The sequence below is a fragment of the Streptococcus mitis genome, assembly GCF_901542415.1.
GTDB classification, from domain to species: domain Bacteria; phylum Bacillota; class Bacilli; order Lactobacillales; family Streptococcaceae; genus Streptococcus; species Streptococcus mitis_BL.
Map to the genome: position 1 here is coordinate 563,729 of NZ_CABEHV010000004.1, position 20,982 is coordinate 584,710.

General features: G+C 35.3%; 11 protein-coding genes and 1 pseudogene. 9 read left to right on the forward strand and 3 right to left on the reverse strand.

The window, feature by feature from the left end; all coding sequences use genetic code 11:
• The first annotated feature begins 4 nt into the window (after window positions 1-4).
• The 3 genes and pseudogenes from FQT24_RS03065 (at window position 5) to FQT24_RS03075 (ending at window position 12,884) form a co-directional block, all read left to right on the forward strand.
• Entirely contained in the window at window positions 5-1,183 is a 1,179-nt protein-coding gene (locus tag FQT24_RS03065; RefSeq protein ID WP_143952125.1) for a hypothetical protein, read from the forward strand.
• Between the two features lie 243 nt (window positions 1,184-1,426).
• Window positions 1,427-7,204, forward strand: a pseudogene (locus FQT24_RS03070) (ZmpA/ZmpB/ZmpC family metallo-endopeptidase).
• Window positions 7,205-7,247: 43 nt separating this feature from the next.
• Window positions 7,248-12,884 carry a ZmpA/ZmpB/ZmpC family metallo-endopeptidase gene (locus tag FQT24_RS03075; RefSeq protein WP_143952126.1) on the forward strand — a complete coding sequence of 1,879 codons (5,637 nt, stop codon included), beginning with the start codon at window positions 7,248-7,250 and terminating at the stop codon, window positions 12,882-12,884.
• Window positions 12,885-13,214: 330 nt separating this feature from the next.
• Here FQT24_RS03075 and FQT24_RS03080 read toward each other — a convergent pair whose 3' ends face one another.
• Window positions 13,215-13,556, reverse strand: coding sequence for a type II toxin-antitoxin system RelE/ParE family toxin (locus tag FQT24_RS03080; RefSeq protein WP_143952127.1), 342 nt, complete (start codon window positions 13,554-13,556; stop codon window positions 13,215-13,217).
• Window positions 13,546-13,833 carry a type II toxin-antitoxin system RelB/ParD family antitoxin gene (relB, locus tag FQT24_RS03085; protein WP_143952128.1) on the reverse strand — a complete coding sequence of 96 codons (288 nt, stop codon included), beginning with the start codon at window positions 13,831-13,833 and terminating at the stop codon, window positions 13,546-13,548. Before relB ends, FQT24_RS03080 begins: the two co-directional genes overlap by 11 nt.
• Window positions 13,834-14,181: 348 nt before the next feature.
• On the opposite strand from relB, the gene ylqF reads away from it, so the two are divergent.
• Genes ylqF through FQT24_RS03105 form a run of 3 tightly spaced genes read left to right on the forward strand, consistent with a single transcriptional unit; the run spans window position 14,182 to window position 17,366 of the window.
• A complete protein-coding gene (gene ylqF / locus FQT24_RS03095; protein ID WP_143952130.1) occupies window positions 14,182-15,033 on the forward strand; it encodes a ribosome biogenesis GTPase YlqF in 852 nt (283 codons plus the stop codon).
• The gene (locus FQT24_RS03100; RefSeq protein ID WP_143952131.1) at window positions 15,020-15,799 is read left to right on the forward strand and encodes a ribonuclease HII; all 780 of its coding nucleotides are present in this window, start codon (window positions 15,020-15,022) and stop codon (window positions 15,797-15,799) included. Before ylqF ends, FQT24_RS03100 begins: the two co-directional genes overlap by 14 nt.
• A gap of 16 nt (window positions 15,800-15,815) precedes the next feature.
• The gene (locus FQT24_RS03105) at window positions 15,816-17,366 is read left to right on the forward strand and encodes a ClC family H(+)/Cl(-) exchange transporter (protein WP_143952132.1); all 1,551 of its coding nucleotides are present in this window, start codon (window positions 15,816-15,818) and stop codon (window positions 17,364-17,366) included.
• 662 nt (window positions 17,367-18,028) lie between these two features.
• On the opposite strand, the gene FQT24_RS03110 is transcribed toward FQT24_RS03105, so the two are convergent.
• Window positions 18,029-18,799 (reverse strand): hypothetical protein, encoded by a 771-nt coding sequence (locus tag FQT24_RS03110; RefSeq protein ID WP_260666133.1) that lies wholly within the window; start codon window positions 18,797-18,799, stop codon window positions 18,029-18,031.
• Window positions 18,800-18,912: 113 nt separating this feature from the next.
• On the opposite strand from FQT24_RS03110, the gene FQT24_RS03115 reads away from it, so the two are divergent.
• The 3 genes from FQT24_RS03115 (at window position 18,913) to FQT24_RS11020 (ending at window position 20,974) form a co-directional block, all read left to right on the forward strand.
• Entirely contained in the window at window positions 18,913-19,308 is a 396-nt protein-coding gene (locus FQT24_RS03115; protein ID WP_143952133.1) for a DUF6680 family protein, read from the forward strand.
• 136 nt (window positions 19,309-19,444) lie between these two features.
• On the forward strand, window positions 19,445-19,912 hold the full coding sequence (locus FQT24_RS03120) for a hypothetical protein (RefSeq protein ID WP_143952134.1): 468 nt from the start codon (window positions 19,445-19,447) through the stop codon (window positions 19,910-19,912).
• 327 nt (window positions 19,913-20,239) lie between these two features.
• Window positions 20,240-20,974: a hypothetical protein gene (locus FQT24_RS11020; RefSeq protein ID WP_260666136.1), complete on the forward strand. Its 735-nt coding sequence runs from the start codon at window positions 20,240-20,242 to the stop codon at window positions 20,972-20,974.
• Window positions 20,975-20,982 lie beyond the last annotated feature (8 nt).

Sequence of the window (20,982 nt, forward strand, 5' to 3'; positions counted from 1 at the left end):
CCCCATGACACTTCCAGTTAGAAAATCCCTGCATGATGCGGTTTTACAGGCTTCAAAATCTGATACTTGGGAACAAGCTACCAAGGAATGGAATGAAGTTTCCTTGATTTTTAACGGTATCGGCCGTAGCAATTGTGTCTGTGGGAATGCCATCAAGTACGCCTACGAACTCTTTAATGGCGTCACAGGCCAACGTCTCTTTCCGATTGGTAGCGACTGTGTTCGTCATTTTCATCGATTGACCCTTGACCAGCAACTGGAAGAGGAAGAAAAACTGCTTAGAAAGGTTGAAAATCTGACCAGAAAAGCCCATAAAAAGGAGAAAATCAAGGTCAATAAAAGTGACTTTGACGAGCGTCTTCTAAATTGGCTCTGGGAAAAAGGTGTTTTTAAACCCAATCGTGGCAATCAATTTGCACCTGAGAGAGACTACCAGCTTTTCCTAGAAGTCTTTCAAGGAGGAAGTTGGACCAAGGCAGAACCCAAGAAGAAAGCTCGTATGGAAGAAGTCCTTGAAAAGTGTATCAAACCCTTTTTACTTGGAAAATCAGATGACCAACTCTACCTTGTCAAGCTAGGCAAGGAGAAAATTGACTACGAACAAGAACTCCGTATCCAGGCAGAGAAAGAGCGCAAGAAGAGAGATAAAATCGCCAAGCAATATGCAGACAATCTGGTTCTAGCTATGGGCCCAGCAGAGCGTGCCTATCAAGATTACTTTGGCTTTACAGAAACCCTGACTCAAGAAGAACGTAAGTGGGAGAAAATACTTTTTGGTAAAAATCGAACAGAACGGGCTATCAAGGCCAAACAATACAAAAAAGAGCTGGAAAAAGACCAACGAATTACCAGTCGGGATCCAATTGAAAGAAAGCAGAAGCAGATCTGGCTCCTCAATTCCTATTTTCGTGAGCTTCCAGAAGAAAAAGCCCGATTTTCTAGGCTCTTATTAGAATATCGAAAAAGTGGAGAAGTTCCCTTTTCAACTGAATACCTGTCAGACAATCTGCTTGACTTTTTCTATAAAATGAAAGCTTTTGAGTTTGAAATTGCACCAGAACAAGTCCGAGACTTTTTAAAAGAAAGCCTTCAGACAGAACATCTATCCTCAGCACAAGAAAGCTGGATAGAAGGAATTCTCCTCAACTGCATCAAACCATTTTTAGAACGATTATTGATATGAGTAACACCTACCGTGGAAATTTCATGGTAGGTTACATTTTATCCAAAAAGAGAAAATAGGAAATGGCAAACCCTGCTCCTTCGTATTTTATATATAAAACAAAGTATGAAAGCGTAACTCAATTTTAAGACTTTTTGGTAAATTAAGAGTATAATTAAAGTGTGATGCCTTTTTTATAGATAATACACTAATATATTAAAGGTCTTCGTAACATAAATATAAATTTTATTTCAAGGAGGAATCATGGAAAAGTATTTTGGTGAAAAACAGCAGCGTTTTTCATTTAGAAAATTATCAGTAGGACTTGTATCTGCGACGATTTCAAGTTTATTTTTTATGTCTGTATTAGGTAGTTCATCTGTAGAAGCTCAAGAGACTAAAGGTGTTCACTATAAATATGTGACAGAGTCAGAGTTATCATCAGAAGACAAGAAGCAGCTTGTCTATGATATTCCGGCATACACGGAGAATGATGATGAAACTTATTATCTTGTTTATAAATTAAATTCTCAAAATCAACTGGGAGAATTGCCAAATACTGGAAGCAAGAATGAGATGCAAACCTTGGTTGCTGGTGCTAGCTTAGCTGCTCTGGGAATTTTAATTTTTGCCGTTTCAAAGAAAAAAGTTAAGAATAAAACAGTATTACATTTAGTATTGGTTGCAGGAATAGGAAATGGTGTCTTAGTTTCAGCTCATGCTTTAGAAAATAATCTCTTACTGAATTACAATACTGACTATGAATTAACCTAAGGAGAAAAATTACCTCTTCCTAAAGACATTTCAGGTTACACTTATATTGGATATATCAAAGACGGGAAAACTACTTCTGATTCTGAAGTAAGTAATCAAAAGAGTTCAGTTGCCACTCCTACAAAACAACAAAAGGTGGATTATAATGTTACACCGAATTTTGTAGAGAATCCATCAACAGTACAAGCTATTCAGGAACAAACACCTGTTTCTTCAACTAAGCCGACAGAAGTTCAAGTAGTTGAAAAACCTTTCTCTACTGAATTAATCAATCCAAGAAAAGAAGAGAAACAATCTTCAGATTCTCAAGCACAGTTGGCAGAACATAAGAATATAGAAGCGAAGAAAGAGGAGAAGGTTTCTCCAAAAGAAAAGACTGGGGTAAATACATTAAATCCACAGGATGAAGTTCTATCAGGCCAGTTGAATAAACCTGAACTCTTATATCGTGAGGAAACTATAGAGACAAAAATAGATTTTCAAGAAGAAATTCAAGAAAATCCTGATTTAGCTGAAGGAACTGTAAGAGTAAAACAAGAAGGTAAATTGGGTAAGAAAGTTGAAATCGTCAGAATATTCTCTGTAAACAAGGAAGAGGTTTCACGAGAAATTGTTTCAACTTCAACGACTGCGTCTGTTCCAAGAATAGTCGAAAAAGGTACTAAAAAAGCTAAAGTTATAAAGGACCAACCTGAGACTGGTGCAGAACATAAGGAAGTACAGTCTGGAGCTATTGTTGAACCCGCAATTCAGCCAGAATTACCAGAAGCAGTAGTCACAGAGAAGGGAGACCCTGCAGTCCAACCAGTGTTACCGGAAGCAGTAGTAAGTGATAAAGGTGAACCAGAAGTTCAACCAGCGCTGCCGGAAGCAGTTGTGACTGACAAGGGTGAGCCAGCGGTCCATCCAGAATTACCAGAAGCAGTTGTAACAGATAAAGGCGAACCAGAACAGGTAGCACCACTACCAGAATATACAGGTGTACAAGCCGGAGCTATTGTTGAACCTGAAAAAGTTGAACCTGAAAAAGTTGAACCGGAATATGCTGGAGTACAAGCTGGCGCTGTAGTTGAACCAGAGAAGGTAGAAGCACCGAAGGAATACACAGGAGTGCAAGCCGGAGCTATCGTTGAACCAGAACAAGTAGATCCACTGCCAGAATACACAGGAGTACAAGCTGGGGCAATAGTTGAACCAGAAAAGGTAGAGCCACCCAAAGAATACACAGGAGTGCAAGCTGGGGCAATAGTCGAACCAGAGAAAGTAGAAGCACCGAAAGAATATACTGGTAAAATAGAACAAGCAAGTGCAGAAGAGACTAAACCTGAAAATGAGGCAAGTCCTACAAATGGGGAAGCGGAACGTCCTAAAGATAAAATTAAAGAAGAAAAACAAGTCGACAAGAAACTAGAACTTAGAAATGTTTCAAACGTGGAATTATATACAGTAGAAAATAATAAATATCGACATGTAACTTCACTTGCGAGTGTTCCAACTACTCCAACTGATTACTTTATGAAAGTAAAATCAGAGAACTTTAAAGATGTTATGTTGCCAGTTAAGAGTATTGAGAGCGTTAGAAAAGATAATCAAGATGTTTATAAAATTGTAGGACAAGCTAATGATTTAATTCAACACGAAAACAATGGTACTTTAGAAAATTATACTTACTACCTACCTAAGACGGTAAGTAGTGAAAATGGAGTTTATACATCATTTAAAAATCTAGTAGATGCTATGAATAGTAACCCACATGGTACGTTCCGCCTAGGGGCGACTATAGATGCTCGTGAAGTAGATCTTCCAGATGGTAAAGAAAGTTATATTAATCACGAATTTAGTGGTACATTAATAGGTTCAAACAATGATAAGAACTATGCTATATATAATCTGAAAAAACCGTTATTTAATGCTTTAAGTCGTGCTACTATTCGAGATCTTTCAATAAAAGAAGCGAATGTTTCTTCTAAAGAAGATGCTGCCACAATTGCTAAAGAGGCGAATAATGGTACTACAATTACAAATGTTCATTCATCTGGTGTAATTGCTGGTGAGCGTAGCATTGGTGGTTTAGTTTCACAAATAACTAACTCTACAATATCTAATAGTAGTTTTACTGGTAGAATAACGAATACTTATGATACAAAAGCTACTTATCAAATAGGTGGTTTAGTAGGAAAACTTTCGGGAGTTAGTGCTTTGATTGATAGATCAATTTCATCTATCGATATGGCGACAAATGCTAATACAGGAGACCAGGTTGTTGGTGGTATTGCAGGTGTTGTTGATAAAAAAGCGACAATTAGTAATAGTTATGTTGAAGGAAATCTTAATAATGTAAAACATTTTGGTTATGTTGGAGGAGTTGCAGGGTATCTTTGGGATAGAGAATCATCAGATGAAAGAAACTCAGGTCAACTTACAAATGTATTAAGTGACGTTAATGTTACGAACGGTAATGCTATTGCTGGTTATGATTTTAAAGGAATAAGAGCAACTAACACTTATAGTAATAAAAATAATAAGGTAGTCAATGTAGTACAAGTAGATGATGAAGTACTAAGTAGAGATTCAGAAATACAAAGAGGAACTGTATTAGAAAATAATAAAGTTCTGGAGAAAAAAGCTGAACTTGTTCATAAAAATAATATTAAAACAGAAGACTTTAACTTCTCTTCTAAATATAAAACGGATTATAGAAATTTAAAAGATGCTGATATTTCTAGGTTGAAAGTATATAAAAATATTGAGAAACTATTACCTTTCTATAATAGAGAGACAATTGTTAAATATGGTAATTTAGTGGACACTAATAATGATTTATTTACTAAAGAGCTTGTGTCTGTAGTTCCGATGCATGAGAAAGAAGTAATTTCTGATATTAATAAACATAAAGCCAGTATTAATAAGCTGTTACTTCATTATTCAGATAATACTTCTCAAACATTAAATATAAAATATCTACAAGATTTCTCTAAAGTAGCAGAATATGAAATAGCTAATACAAAATTAATATACACACCTAATACGCTATTGCATAATTATGATAATATTGTAAATGCTGTTTTAAATGATCTTAAATCTGTTCAATATAGTTCAGCTGGAGTTAGAAAAGTCTTAGATATTTCTAATGACATAAAATTAACGGAATTATATCTAGATGAACAATTCGACAAAACAAAAGCAAACATTGAAGATAGTTTATCAAAACTTCTTTCTGCTGATGCAGCAATAGCTGAAAATAGTAATTCAATAATTGATAATTATGTAATAGAAAAAATTAAGAATAATAAAGAAGCGTTACTTCTAGGTTTAACTTATCTAGAACGTTGGTATAATTTTAAATATGATAATGCAAGTTCTAAAGATTTAGTATTATATCATTTAGATTTCTTCGGTAAGTCTAATAGTTCTGCATTAGATAATGTTATTGAATTAGGTAAATCTGGCTTTAATAATTTATTAGCGAAAAATAATGTAATTACTTATAATGTATTATTAGCGAAAAATTATGGAACTGAAAGTTTATTTAAAGCATTAGAAGGTTATAGAAAAGTATTTCTACCAACTACTTCTAATAACGGCTGGTTTAAAAAACAATCTAAAGCTTATATAGTTGAAGAAAAATCTACTATTCCTGAAGTAAGTTCTAAGCAGTCAGAACAAGGAACAGAACACTCTATAGGTGTTTATGATAGATTAACTAGTCCATCATGGAAATATCAAAGTATGGTCTTACCGTTATTAACTTTACCAGAAGAAAAAATGATATTTATGATTGCCAATATTTCAACTATAGGATTTGGTGCTTATGATAGATATAGAAGTCCTGAACATCCTAAGGGAGAGAAATTAAATAAATTTGTAGAAGATAATGCAAAAGAAGCGGCTAAACGATTTAGAGATCATTATGATTATTGGTATAAAATTCTAGATAAAGAAAATAAAGAAAAATTATTTAGAAGTGTCCCAGTCTATGATGCATTTAGATTTGGAAATGATAAAGATAATAAGTTACAAGAAGCTAATTTTGAAACTAATCATCCAGCTATTAAAAACTTCTTTGGCCCTGCTGGAAATAATGTTGTTCACAATGCTAATGGTGCATATGCAACAGGTGACGCATTCTACTATATGGCTTATCGTATGTTAGATAAATCTGGTGCGGTAACATATACTCATGAAATGACACATAACTCTGATAGGGAAATTTATCTTGGAGGATATGGAAGAAGAAGCGGCTTGGGACCAGAGTTCTTCGCAAAAGGCTTATTGCAAGCACCAGACCATCCAGAAGATGCGACAATCACCATCAACTCTATATTGAAACATTCAAAATCAGATAGTACAGAAGGACAACGATTACAAGTACTCGATCCAACTACGAGATTCAAAAACTCTGATGATTTGAAGCAATATGTCCACAATATGTTTGATGTCGTTTATATGTTGGAATATCTTGAAGGACAATCAATCGTTAAGAAACTGAATGTTTATCAGAAAATGGAAGCTCTCAGAAAAATTGAGAATAAGTATGTGAAAGATCCAGCAGATGGAAATAACGTATATGCAACAAATGTTGTCAGAGATCTAACAGTAGAAGAAGCTGAAAAACTACGTTCATTCAATGATTTGATTGATAATAATATTCTTTCTTCTAGGGAATATGCGTCAAAAACATACGAAAGAAATGGCTATTTTACTATAAAACTATTTGCGCCGATTTATGCAGCATTAAGTAATGATAACGGAACGCCAGGTGACCTAATGGGACGTCGTATGGCCTACGAACTATTAGCTGCTAAAGGCTTTAAAGATGGTATGGTACCTTATATCTCAAATCAATACGAAGATCTTGCTAAACAAAATGGTAAAAAAATAACTATTTATGGTAAAGACCGAGGATTAGTGACAGATGAACTTGTACTTCAAAAAGTATTTAATGGTCAATATAAAACTTGGACACAATTCAAGCAAGCTATGTACAATGAACGTGTAGCTCAATTTGATAGACTGAATAAAGTTACTTTTAATGATCCAACAAAACCTTGGACTAGTTTTTCTACGAAAACCATAAGTAGTGTTACAGAGTTGCAGCGATTAATGGATGAAGCTGTTCGAAAGGATGCAGATGAGGATAGTTATTCTTGGAGTAATTACAAACCAGAATTTGACAGTGCGGTTCATAAGTTGAAGAGAGCGATTTTTAAAGCTTATCTTGACCAAACCGATGATTTTAGAAGTTCAATTTTTGAGAATAAAAAATAGTGTTTACTATTAGGAAATAAAAAGCAAATGTAGAGGATTAGAATTGTCATTATTAAAAAAAGATAAATTTTCCATTCGGAAAATAAAAGGTATTGTTGGTTCTGTATTTCTTGGGAGTCTTTTATTTGCACCATCAGTTGTAGGGGCATCCACATATCACTACTTGGATTATGCTAATTTGACGCAAAATGAACGTGCTCACCTGAAATCAGGTACTCCTGATGAATCAAAAGAGTCATATGCCTTGGTTTATGAAAAAGACGCATTACCAAACACAGGAAGTTCTCAATCTATTATGACTGTATTTGGTTTATTGACCATCGGTAGTCTTGTTGTAGTTATTACAAAAGATAAGAGAAATAAAAAAATAGCTACATTTTTGATTGTAGGGGCGACAGGTTTAGTTACACTATCAACTGCTTCAGCACTTAATTTGAATGCTAACATCCATGAGTCTGGTCGTGATGGTGTGTTGCAAATTTCTGGTTACAGATATGTTGGTTACTTGGAGCTTGATGATAGAACTGTTTCGTCGGTTTCTCCGGCATCAACTGTTTCGCCAGTTGAGCAACCAAAAGTTGTAACAGAGAAAGGCGAACCAGAAGTTCAACCAGCATTACCGGAAGCCGTTGTGACTGATAAAGGGGAAGCGAAAGTTCAACCAACATTACCTGAAGCCGTTGTGACTGATAAAGGGAAACCAGAAGTTCAACCAGCTTTACCTGAAGCCGTTGTGACTGATAAAGGGAAACCAGAAGTTCAACCAACATTACCTGAAGCCGTTGTAACCGAAAAAGGGAAACCAGAAGTTCAACCAGCATTACCTGAAGCCGTTGTGACTGACAAAGGCAAACCAGAAGTTCAGCCAGCATTACCGGAAGCCATAGTCACTGAAAAGGGGGAACCGGAAGTTCAGCCAGCGTTACCAGAAGCGGTTATGACTGACAAAGGCAAACCGGAAGTTCAGCCAGCGTTACCAGAAGCGGTTGTGACTGATAAAGGGGAACCGGAAGTTCAACCAGCTTTACCAGAAGCGGTTGTGACTGATAAAGGGGAACCAGAAGTTCAACCAGCATTACCAGAAGCGGTTGCGACTGATAAAGGGGAATCGGAAGTTCATGAGAAACAAGAATATACAGCTCCAATTGACGGTAATCTTGTTGAACCAGAAGTTCATGAAAAACCAGCATACACGGAACCTGTAGGCACCACAGGAGTAGATGAAAACGGAAACTTGATTGAGCCACCTGTTATCGACATTCCAGAGTATACTGAACCAATATCTACAGTTTCAGAAGTTGCACCAGAAAGAGAAGAGTTGCCTTCTTTACACACTGACATTCGGACAGAGACTATTCCTAAAACGACTGTAGAAGAATCTGATTCTACCAAATTTATAGGCGATGATTCTGTTAAACAAGTTGGTGAGGATGGCGAACGTCAAATTGTTACTAGCTATGAAGAGTTACATGGCAAAAAAATCAGTGACCCAGTTGAAACCGTAACTGTGTTAAAAGAAATGAAGCCTGAAATTCTTGTAAAAGGTACAAAAGAAAAACCAAAAGAAAAAACAGCTCCTGTTTTGACCTTAGATAGAACAGATACAAATGTATTAGACCGCTCCGCAAATCTTTCTTATCATTTAGTTAATGCAGATGGAGTCAAAATCAATAAAATTACTGCGACAATTAAAGATGGAAATGAAATTGTCAAAACAGTAGATTTAACTTCAGAGCAGTTAAATAAGCAGGTAGAAGATTTAAAATTCTACAAGGACTATAAGATAGAAACCACTATGACCTATGATCGTGGTAAGGGAGAAGAGACTGCAACATTAGAAGAGAAACCACTTCGCTTGGATTTGAAAAAAGTTGAAATTAAAAATATCGCATCTACTAATTTAGTGAAGGTGAATGATGATGGTACTGAAACACCTAGTGATTTTATGAATGAAAAGCCTTCTGATGAAGATATTAAAAAAATGTACTTGAAAATTACTTCTCGGGATAACAAAGCAACTCGTTTAGCAGTTGATAAAATTGAGGAAGTAACTGAAGAAGGGCAAAAACTTTATAAAATTACGGCTGAAGCTCAAGATTTGATTCAACACATTGATCCATCTAAGGCGCGCAATAAGTATGTTTATTATATAGAAAAGCCCCATCCTAAAGAAGATAATGTCTACTATAACTTTAAAGAGTTGGTTGAGGCGATGAGAGCGGACATGAAAGGTACGTTTAAAATCGGTGCCGATTTGAATGCTACAAATGTTCCTGCTGCTGGTAAACAATATGTACCTGGTACATTCCAAGGTCATTTATCAAGTGTCGATGGTAAGCAATACACGATTCATAACATCGCTCGACCGTTGTTTGATCGTGTTGAAAATGGTTCAATTAAAAACATTAATCTAGGTAATGTTGATGTCAATATGCCTTGGGCTGATAATGTAGCACCTCTTGCTAATATGGTGAAAAATGCTACAGTTGAAGATATTAAAGTCACAGGTAGTGTTATCGCTAATAATAATGTTGCGGGCATCGTGAATAAGTTAGACCGTGGTGCGAATATGCGCAATGTTGCTTTTAATGGTAAATTACACGCTAGTGGAGATAAGGGGCAAAACCTAGCAGGGATTGTTGGAGAGATTTGGAAGGGGAACCTTGATAAAGCATTTGTAAACGCCACAATAACTGGTAAACGAGCAAAAGCAGCTGGAGTTGTATCTGTTTCAGATAATGGTATGAACAATTATACTGTGGGAACAGAAGGTAGTGTGCGTCATTCTGTCGCAAAAGGGACTATTGATATTGAAAATCCTGTTGATGTTGGAGGATTCATTAGTACTAACTGGGTGTTGGGAGCTATTGAAGATAATATTTCCATGATGAAAGTTTCCAAGGGTGAGATCTTCTTTGGTTCACGCAATATTGATGACGAAGACGGATATTTTTCTGGAAATCGATTGAATCGCGATTATGTAGTGAAAGATGTTAGTACAGGTTTGTCATCTTATCAACGTTCAAAACGAATCTCAATGATTTCCCAAGTAGAAGCAGATAAGAAAATTGAATCTTACGGCATATCCGCAGATAAATACGAAATCAACGAACCTATAGTCAACCGCTTAAATCGTTTAACAAGAAAAGAAGATGAATACAAATCAACGCAAGACTACAAATCCGAACGCGATTTAGCATATCGTAACATTGAAAAACTTCAACCGTTCTACAATAAAGAATGGATTGTCAACCAAGGTAACAAACTTGCAGAAGATTCAAACTTAGCTAAGAAAGAAGTCCTTTCTGTTACGGGGATGAAGGATGGTCAATTCGTGACCGATTTATCGGATATCGATAAAATAATGATTCACTATGCAGATGGCACTAAAGAAGAAATGGGGGTCACACTCAAGGATTCTAAAGTCCAACAAGTGCGTGAATATAGCGTATCTGGTCTTGGTGACATTGTTTATACACCAAACATGGTTGATAAAAATCGAGACAAACTGATTGCAGATGTGAAAGAAAGACTCTCAAGTATTGACCTAATTTCAGCTGAAGTACGCGCGCTAATGGAGAATCGTAATAAAGCTGAAGAAAATACCAATACACGTAAAGATGGATATATTCGCAATCTATACTTAGAAGAGAGCTTTGCCGAAGTGAAGCAAAATCTAGATAAGTTAGTCAAAGACTTGGTCGAAAATGAAGACCATCAATTGAATGGTGATGAAGCTGCGATAAAAGCACTTCTCAAGAAAGTAGAAACAAATAAAGCTAAAATCATGATGGCTCTGACTTATCTCAATCGTTACTATGATATCAAATACGGTGACATAAGTATAAAAAACATCATGATGTTCAAACCTGACTTTTATGGTAAGACACCAAGCGTTATTGACAGACTCATCAACATCGGTTCGAGTGAAAAGAACTTGAAGGGGGATCGAACTCAGGATGCTTACCGTGAAATCATCGCAGGTAATACTGGTAAAGGTAATTTGCGTAACTTCTTAGAATACAACATGCGTTTATTTACAGAGGATAAAGACATTAATGATTGGTTTATCCACTCAGCTAAGAATGTTTATGTTTCAGAACCTAAAACTACAAATCCTGACTTTGTCAATAAACGTCATAGAGTCTTTGATGGGCTAGATAACGGTGTTCATGGACGTATGATTTTACCACTTCTAACGCTTAAAGATGCTCATATGTTTCTAATTTCAACATATAACACGATGGCATACAGTTCATTTGAGAAATATGGTAAGTTAACAGAAGAATCTCGAAACGAATTTAAGAAAGAAATTGATAAAGTTGCTAAGGGACAACAAACTTACCTGGACTTCTGGTCACGTTTAGCATTACCTACTGTTCGTGATAGACTTCTTAAAAGTCAAAATATGGTACCGACACCAGTTTGGGATAATCAAAACTATCATAACGTTGAAGGTGTAAATCGTATGGGTTATGATAAGAACAATAAACCAATTGCGCCAATTCGTGAATTATATGGACCAACTTGGAAATTCCATGATACCAACTGGTATATGGGAGCTATGGCATCTATTTTTCCACAGCCTAATAATAATGATCAAGTCTATTTCATGGGAACGAATATGATTAGTCAATTTGGTATTTCAGCATTTACACATGAAACAACTCATGTTAATGACCGTATGTTATATTTTGGAGGAAATAGTCATCGTGAAGGCACCGACGTTGAAGCATATGCTCAAGGTATGTTGCAAACACCTGATAAATCTACAGGTAACGGTGAATATGGTGCTCTAGGTCTTAACATGGCCTATCATCGTGAAAATGATGGTGACCAATGGTACAATTATAATCCTGATAAGCTTCAAACTCGTGAAGACATCGATCGATATATGAAAAACTATAATGAAGCACTAATGATGCTGGATCATCTAGAAGCAGATGCAGTTCTAGAATCAGGGGTACCAGATATTAATACGAAGTGGTTCAAGAAAGTTGACAAGGCAATGCGGACTATTGACAATTTGAATAAGCTCAAAGCGCCGAATCAATGGGATAAAGTTCGTGATTTGAATGAAGAAGAAAAAGCTAAGAAGTTATCAAGCATCAATGATTTAATCGATAATAATTTTATGACAAAACATGGAAATCCAGGGAATAGAATTTATCGTCCAGAGGATTTCACTCCAAACTCAGCTTACGTGAATGTCAATATGATGGCTGGTATTTACGGTGGGAATACGAGTGATGGTGCACCTGGTTCATTATCATTTAAGCATAATGCTTTCCGTATGTGGGGCTACTATGGTTATGAAAATGGCTTTATCAGTTATGTATCCAATAAATACAAAACAGAAGCAGATAAAAACAACCATGGTTTACTAAGCGATAAGCTAATAATTAATAAAGTATCGCAAGGAAACTTTAAAACCCTTGAAGAGTGGAAGAGACATTGGTATGGAGAAATTCTTGCTAAAGCTAAGAAAGGCTTTGAAGGTATCGATATTGATGGCGTCCATATCAGTAACTATGATGAGTTAAGGCCTTTATTTGATAAAGCAGTCAAAGAAGATTTGAAAAAAACAGATGACTTCTCTCATACTGTAGCTCTTAAATCTAAGGTATTCAAAGCCCTTCTTAAAAACACAGACGGTTTCTTTGATCCTTTGTTTAAATGAATATAACAAATAGCTATTTAATATGATGCTAGACAAAAACTAGCTTTAAAATAAAACCACACAGTGATAATTTCAGTTTTATACTCATTAAGCTGAAAGAAACATTGTGTGGTTTTATTTTATAGTCAATTGAAACACGAAGAGGACATAAGAGACTCGTAAAAAGTATTGCACCTTGGTAATAAGTTAGAACAGTACAGTGTAGCTTCTAAAATATTATTAGAAATTGATTTGTTCATATTCTATTTCATTTCACTATAAAAAACTCTTGTTTATGATTTTTCATCTACAAGCAATTTGTAGTAGATAAAAAGACTGAGAGCTTACTTCTCAGTCTTGGATATGTTGAAAGAGGTGGTCGAGTTGGTTGAGGGAGTCGGTGCGTGAGTTAATAATTCTCAGAATATAGACTTCTTTTTCATGAATGAAGTAAAAGAGTAGGTATTGTTTGGAGGCAATCATTCTGAGAGTGTTTCCTGGATAGAGGGAGTAGCCGATTTTATGATCAAAATTAATACCGCCCTCTGGTGAGAACGTGAGTAGGTTGCTGGTTTGTTGGAGGCGAGTGATGACTTTCTTGGCTATGTTTTCACTGAACTCTGTGGAGTAATAGATGAAAATATCGTCTAAGCCTTGTCCGGATTGTTCTGTAAAGCGTACTTTATAGTCCATACTTTGAAAAGACCTCGTCTGCGTCATAGAAACGTTCTTCAATGATGTCTTGGTAGCCTTTATCTAGTTCTGCTTTGAGTTCTCCTAGGAAGGCTTCTGCTTTGAGTTGATCGGCTGTTTTAATTGGGAGACCTTTTTCAAGGACGATTTGTTCTACAAAAAGATTGAGGGCATCTGAAAAGCTGAGGTTTTTGCTTTCTAGGATAATTTTTGCTTCTTCTAATAGTTGGTTATTGACTCTGAAGTTATAAACTCGGTCTCGTGTAAGTGTTGACATGGTATTCCTCCCTGTAATGCTATTGTATTACACATATCTTACAAAAAAAGGTTAGAGAAAGTCAAGTATGTAGAAAATAAGGTATTGTCAGTTTTTCATTATGCTGTAGCTCTGTAGAAAGACAAATGAGTGAATGACAAAAGATTGGAATTTTAATCGGATTTGAAAGTTTCTTAAGATGGAAGCAAAAGCGGACAAAATAAAGAAGTCATGATATAATATAAGGTAGATTTCTATGTTATAAAGCAAGAACTGTTTGGACATCATTCATTTGAAAACTCTCTATGTTCAAACGATAGTAAAACAAAATAGGGGCTCTAAACCCTTGCTACGAAAGGAAAAAACTCAATGGCTACTATTCAATGGTTTCCTGGTCACATGTCTAAAGCGCGTCGACAGGTGCAGGAAAATTTAAAATTTGTTGATTTTGTGACGATTTTGGTGGATGCACGTTTACCTCTATCTAGTCAAAATCCTATGTTGACCAAGATTGTTGGTGACAAACCAAAACTCTTGATTTTAAACAAGGCGGACTTGGCTGACCCAGCAATGACCAAAGAATGGCGTCAGTATTTTGAATCACAAGGAATCCTGACACTAGCTATCAACTCTAAAGAGCAAGTAACCGTAAAAGTTGTAACCGATGCGGCCAAGAAGCTCATGGCGGATAAGATTGCTCGCCAAAAGGAACGCGGTATCAAGATTGAAACCTTGCGTACCATGATTATTGGGATTCCCAATGCTGGTAAATCAACTCTCATGAATCGTTTGGCTGGTAAGAAAATTGCCGTTGTCGGCAACAAACCAGGTGTGACAAAGGGGCAACAATGGCTCAAAACTAATAAAGACCTTGAAATCTTGGATACACCGGGAATTCTTTGGCCTAAGTTTGAGGATGAAACTGTTGCATTGAAACTGGCCTTGACAGGAGCTATTAAAGACCAGTTGCTTCCTATGGACGAGGTAACCATTTTTGGTCTGAATTATTTCAAAGAACATTATCCAGAAAAGCTGGCTGAACGCTTCAAACAAATGAAAATTGAAGAAGAAGCGCCTGTTATTATTATGGATATGACCCGTGCCCTCGGTTTCCGTGACGACTATGACCGCTTTTACAGTCTCTTCGTGAAGGAAGTCCGCGATGGCAAACTCGGTAACTATACCTTAGATACATTGGAAGACCTCAATGGCGACGATTAAAGAAATCAAAGAACTCCTTAAAACAGTCACGGAGTTAGTAAGCCCTATTTTTTTAGAACTTGAAAAGGATAATCGCTCAGGAGTTCAAAAAGAAATCATCAAACGTAAAAAAGCCATTCAGGCAGAATTGGATGAGGATCTTCGTTTAGAATCCATGCTTTCCTATGAAAAAGAACTTTACAAGCAAGGATTGACCTTAATTGCTGGTGTTGATGAGGTCGGCCGAGGTCCTCTGGCTGGGCCAGTAGTTGCTGCAGCCGTTATTTTACCTAAAAATTGTAATATTAGAGGCCTCAACGACAGCAAGAAAATTCCTAAAAAGAAACATCTAGAAATTTATCAAGCCGTTCAAAATCAAGCCTTATCAATCGGCATTGGTATCATGGATAATCAGGTCATCGACCAAGTCAATATCTATGAAGCAACCAAACTGGCCATGCAAGAAGCAATCTCCCAGCTCAGTCCTAAACCTGAGCACCTTTTGATAGATGCCATGAAACTGGATTTGCCAATTTCACAAACTTCCATCATTAAAGGAGATGCCAATTCCCTCTCCATTGCAGCGGCTTCTATAGTAGCCAAGGTCACACGTGATGAATTGATGAAGGAATACGATCAGCAATTTCCTGGCTATGATTTCGCTGCTAATGCAGGATATGGAACAGCTAAACACCTGGAAGGTCTCACAAAACTAGGAGTTACCCCAATTCACCGAATCAGCTTTGAACCAGTAAAATCACTGGTTTCAGGAGAAAAAGAAAGTTAAGTTAGAAGGAATGATTATGGAGGAACAGTCAGAAACACTCAGTTCCAAGAAAGAATTTGCCTTTGCCTCAAGTACCATATTATCCCAAGTTGGACGAGGAATCATCGTCGGTCTTGTCGTTGGGATCATCGTTGGATCTTTTCGGTTTTTAATCGAAAAAGGCTTCCACCTGATAGAAGGACTTTATCAAGATCAAGTGCACCTAGTGCGCAATCTTTTTATCATTGGGCTATTTTATTTAGTAGTTTGTTGGCTCAGTGCGAAATTAACTCGATCAGAAAAAGATATCAAAGGCTCAGGAATTCCTCAAGTTGAAGCCGAATTAAAGGGACTCATGACCCTCAACTGGTGGGGCGTACTTTGGAAAAAATATATTCTAGGAATTCTTGCTATTGCAAGCGGACTCATGTTGGGGCGAGAAGGGCCAAGTATTCAACTTGGAGCAGTCGGTGGAAAAGGTATTGCCAAGTGGCTTAAATCTAGTCCGGTAGAGGAACGCTCCTTAATTGCTAGTGGTGCCGCCGCAGGATTAGCCGCAGCCTTTAATGCACCAATAGCGGGTCTCCTCTTTGTCGTAGAAGAAGTCTATCATCATTTTTCTCGATTTTTCTGGGTTTCCACTCTAGCAGCCAGTCTCGTAGCAAACTTTGTCTCACTACTCATATTTGGCCTAACGCCCGTACTGGATATGCCAGACAATATTCCTCTCATGACGCTGGATCAGTATTGGATTTACTTGGTTATGGGAATTTTTCTAGGACTTTCCGGTTTTCTCTATGAGAAAGCTGTATTAAACGTCGGCAGAGTTTATGATTGGCTTGGTAAAAAAATCCGTTTGGATAGAGCTTATTATCCAATACTGGCCTTCATTCTCATCATACCAGTCGGAATCTTCTTACCCCAAATTCTCGGTGGTGGAAATCAGCTGGTTCTTTCCCTAACTGAGCAAGATTTTAGTTTCCAAGTTCTATTAGTTTACTTTTTGATCCGCTTTATCTGGAGCATGATTAGTTATGGAAGTGGCCTTCCAGGAGGAATTTTCCTACCAATTTTGGCGCTTGGTTCCTTACTTGGTGCCCTTGTTGGTGTTATTTGTGTCAATCTTGGGCTTGTCAGTCAAGAGCAATTCCCTATATTTGTCATTTTGGGAATGAGTGGCTATTTTGGAGCAATATCCAAGGCTCCCTTAACTGCTATGATACTCGTAACTGAGATGGTAGGTGATATTCGCAACCTCATGCCACTTGGATTAGTAACCTTGGTCGCCTACATCATCATGGATCTGCTCAAAGGTGCGCCAGTTTATGAGGCTATGTTGGAAAAAATGCTGCCAGAAGAAGCATCAGATGAAGGAGAAGTCACACTTATTGAAATTCCTGTATCAGACAAAATCGCTGGAAAACAGGTTCATGAACTCAACTTGCCACACAATATCCTCATCACGACCCAAGTTCATAATGGTAAAAGCCAAACGGTTAATGGCTCTACCAGAATGTATCTGGGTGATATGATTCACCTAGTTATTCCAAAAAGTGAAATTGGAAAAGTAAAAGATTTGTTGTTGTAGAGTATGTTACATAATTTATATTATGTATAAAGTTTATTTCTTAATTAAATATATTAGAAAACCGATTCTCAGTAATGGAGTCGGTTATTTTTTAAGACAAGATATTGAACACACAAATAATTGAACTTTGTAAAAAATAATACTATAATTAAGTTAGAAATGATAAAGCATAAAGCTAGAAAGGAGTTTACTGTATCAAATCTGTACAGTAAGAAAAAATCATGAATTTGTATCTCATAGCTCCTTATATAGCTCTTCAGTTATGTAGTATGAACAGAAGTTTAATGGGTGAGATTTTTATTACTTTCCTTATTCTGTTGACTATTTCATTCTGGTTTAGTATTTGGAAGCTAGAAAAAGCACTAGATAATGATTCATAATGAAACTCCAAAGATTTCTAAAACTAAAAGTTTATGTACAATTGACTAAACTAGAGCTAAACCATTGATACAATTGAATTAGAAGCATAAAGTACATTCTTTAAAAAGTGTACTTTATTTTTGTTTTGTACATTATTTTGGAGTGGTATTTTGTATATTTTCTAGTACATAATATACTCTAATCCGAGAAATTGATTTGTACATTTTCTACTCTAATAGGTGTAGAAGAAGTGGTGGTTCAATTGTACATTTTTAAAAATAAAGTAGCTGTTTTTTTGATAGCTACTGTTCTTGTGTTTGAACTTCTTTATTAAGTTCATTTAATAAATTGTTAATTTTTGATTCAACTGATACTCTTGTTACTTTTAAGATGTTTTCTGGTTTTAAAGAAGGATTGTTAGGATTGTTTACTTCAAAACAATTTTCGTAATTTTTCAATTCAGGGACTGCTTCGTACCATCTTTTGAAAGAACGAGTCAAGATTATTTTTACATCTTTTTGTTTGATACGATTTTTAATAATGTCAAAAAGAAATTTTTGAGTTGGAAGATAATCTTTTCCTGCTAGTTTATCACAACGGCCATCATAAGAGATAGAATGATAAGGAAAGAATTCTGCAAGAGCAATATTTTTAGTAATTGTCTTTAATGAAGTTAGAATTTCTTTTTTATCTATTATCCAATCTTTCAGTTTTTCTCCCCAGTATCCCAAATTACTATCAGTTGAAAATTCTAGAGCGTGAAAATTCGTTGAGTTTAATTCAAGATTGTTTTTTATTTTATTTGCGTATTCTGGATCTGATTTATAGTCATCTTCATAATCTTGACCGTAGCAAGGATTCAAGCTTAGAATAATCACATTAGAGTGTTGTATATCACCAACAAAGTGTTGAGGATAGACTTCAAGTTTTAAAGCGTAATTAAGATCTCCTTTTGATGGATAAGATTTTCTTTCGATAAACTGTTTAATGTATTTCCAGTCATCATCAGCAACTATTATTTTGCTACCATTGTAGTCTCTTGAAGCTACACCAATCCAAGGATTCTTCATCATACCAACCTCTATTCATATTTATAACACTATTTTAGCACAAACATGAATACTTCCTAAGATAAAAAGCAATAATTAATGATATAATAGTATTATAAAGCGAAAGGATATTAAGAATGGATATTAATACTGTAATCACTTCGATTATAACATCAGGGATTATTGGTGTCTTTATTTCAGAGTATTATCAACGAAAAACCTTGATTAAGAAAATGAAGAGGGATTTTGTTATCGAATTTTTTAGTTGTAGATTTATGTTGAAAGATGACCATAAAGGGGATACTACTGAGTTAAATAAAACATTGGGGAAAATCCCTATTATTTTTTCAGATAATAAAAAAGTGATTGAGTGTTACGACAATCTTTTTACTGACAATAGTAATAAAACCTTATTAAGATTGATTAAAGCAATGTGTAAAGATAAAAATGTGAACATTGATATTTCTAGTTGGGATGATGATATGATTATGCGAGTATTATCCGTTACCAAGGAAGAAAATAAACAATTATAGAGAACAGTAGGAGAATATTATTTTGTTGTGCGGATCTTCTCTTTAGTATTAATTGATCAATACTATTCAATAGACGCTATAGCCATTTAAGTCTATTACTATTAAAACTAATGAAATTCAGGAAGGGTGGTGTCTTATGAACAATAAGGTATATATGTTATCAAAAAAATTTCGTGAAGCAATTGAAGTGGCAAAAGAAGAAGGTTTACTAGATTCAGACCCAACCTTAAAAAATTTTCCGAGAGGGTGCTGTGGTTCTGGAAGTTCACTATTAGCTAAATTTTTGTATGAAAACGGCGTGTATACTTATGAAGTAAATGGTACAAAATACGGCGAAACTTCTTGGGATAATCAATCTCACACATGGTTAATGTTAGAAAATAATTACATAATTGACATTACTGGAAATCAGTTTAGAACAGATGCGGAATTTCTTTATTATTCAGAAAAAGTTTACTATGGAAAAATGGATGACTTTCATTTAATGTTTGATTATGATGAGAATGATATTAATGAATATGATGATTGTACACTACTAAGTGGTAAAGTTGGAGAACAATACTTAAGTATGTACAACGCGATAGTAGATTGTATTGAGTATTAGGTTTGGCCGTAAGTATTTAATAACTAAGTTATAGGGTTTCCTCGTTTGGTAGCTTTTAGAAAATTCATGATAATAACTATCTCCTAATTTTCGTCAGAAATCCGAGGCAAGAGTCAATCTTTTAGTCTCATGATTATGAAGAAGGAATTTTCAACACATTTATTTTTGTAACAGTGTAAAACCCATTCATTATCAAATAATAGAAAACTAAAGGATTTAAAGAGAATTTTAATTGGGACATGATAAAAGAGTTTTTATATGATATGTTAGTTGAAGAACAGGAAAATAAAGGAAAATTAAATTTAAAATCGAAATATTTAGTTTGGGATGAAGATGTTAACAAATAATCCAATTAATCATAATGTACTTAAATTGTCAATGGATTTCGATAATGCTTTTAAACATAAAAATATAGAGGAAATCTATAGACTAATAGAATTTGGAAAAAATATGGAAAATACTATTGATGATATTTCCAAAATTCAATTATTTTATTCTATTGGGACAGCATATGGTGATATATTTGAATTAAGTGATAACCTAGTATTCAACATAGATACCGATTATACAGTTCAACAAATTTATTACTTTAGAAAAGCTATCGAAATTTCAAATAATATTGATATAAATCCTGAGAACAATAGCTTTGTTCACCCGTTATTATGCTCACTTTACACTAATTACGCAAATCTATTAGATGCTTGTGGTAGAAAACAGTTAGCTATTAAGATGTATTGTAAATGTATACAAATCAATCTAAGATTCACAATGGCTAGTGGTAACTTGGCTATTTGTCTACATCATTATCGTAATTTTTTGAATGATAATGAACACCTTCACTTTATTAAAAAAATTAAAAATTTAATAGAAACAAGCATAACTGTTTCAGATCCAAACAGAGTTGATTATGCAGAAAAGCGATTTATTGAACTTTACGAACAATACCTTAATTATAAAGATTTAGATGAATGCTCTTGTAAAACCATCGATTATAATCCTAATTCACAAAAGTATCGCGAAAAAGTATCGCGAATGGTGTTGGAACAACGTGCTGTATCTTAATCCACTTA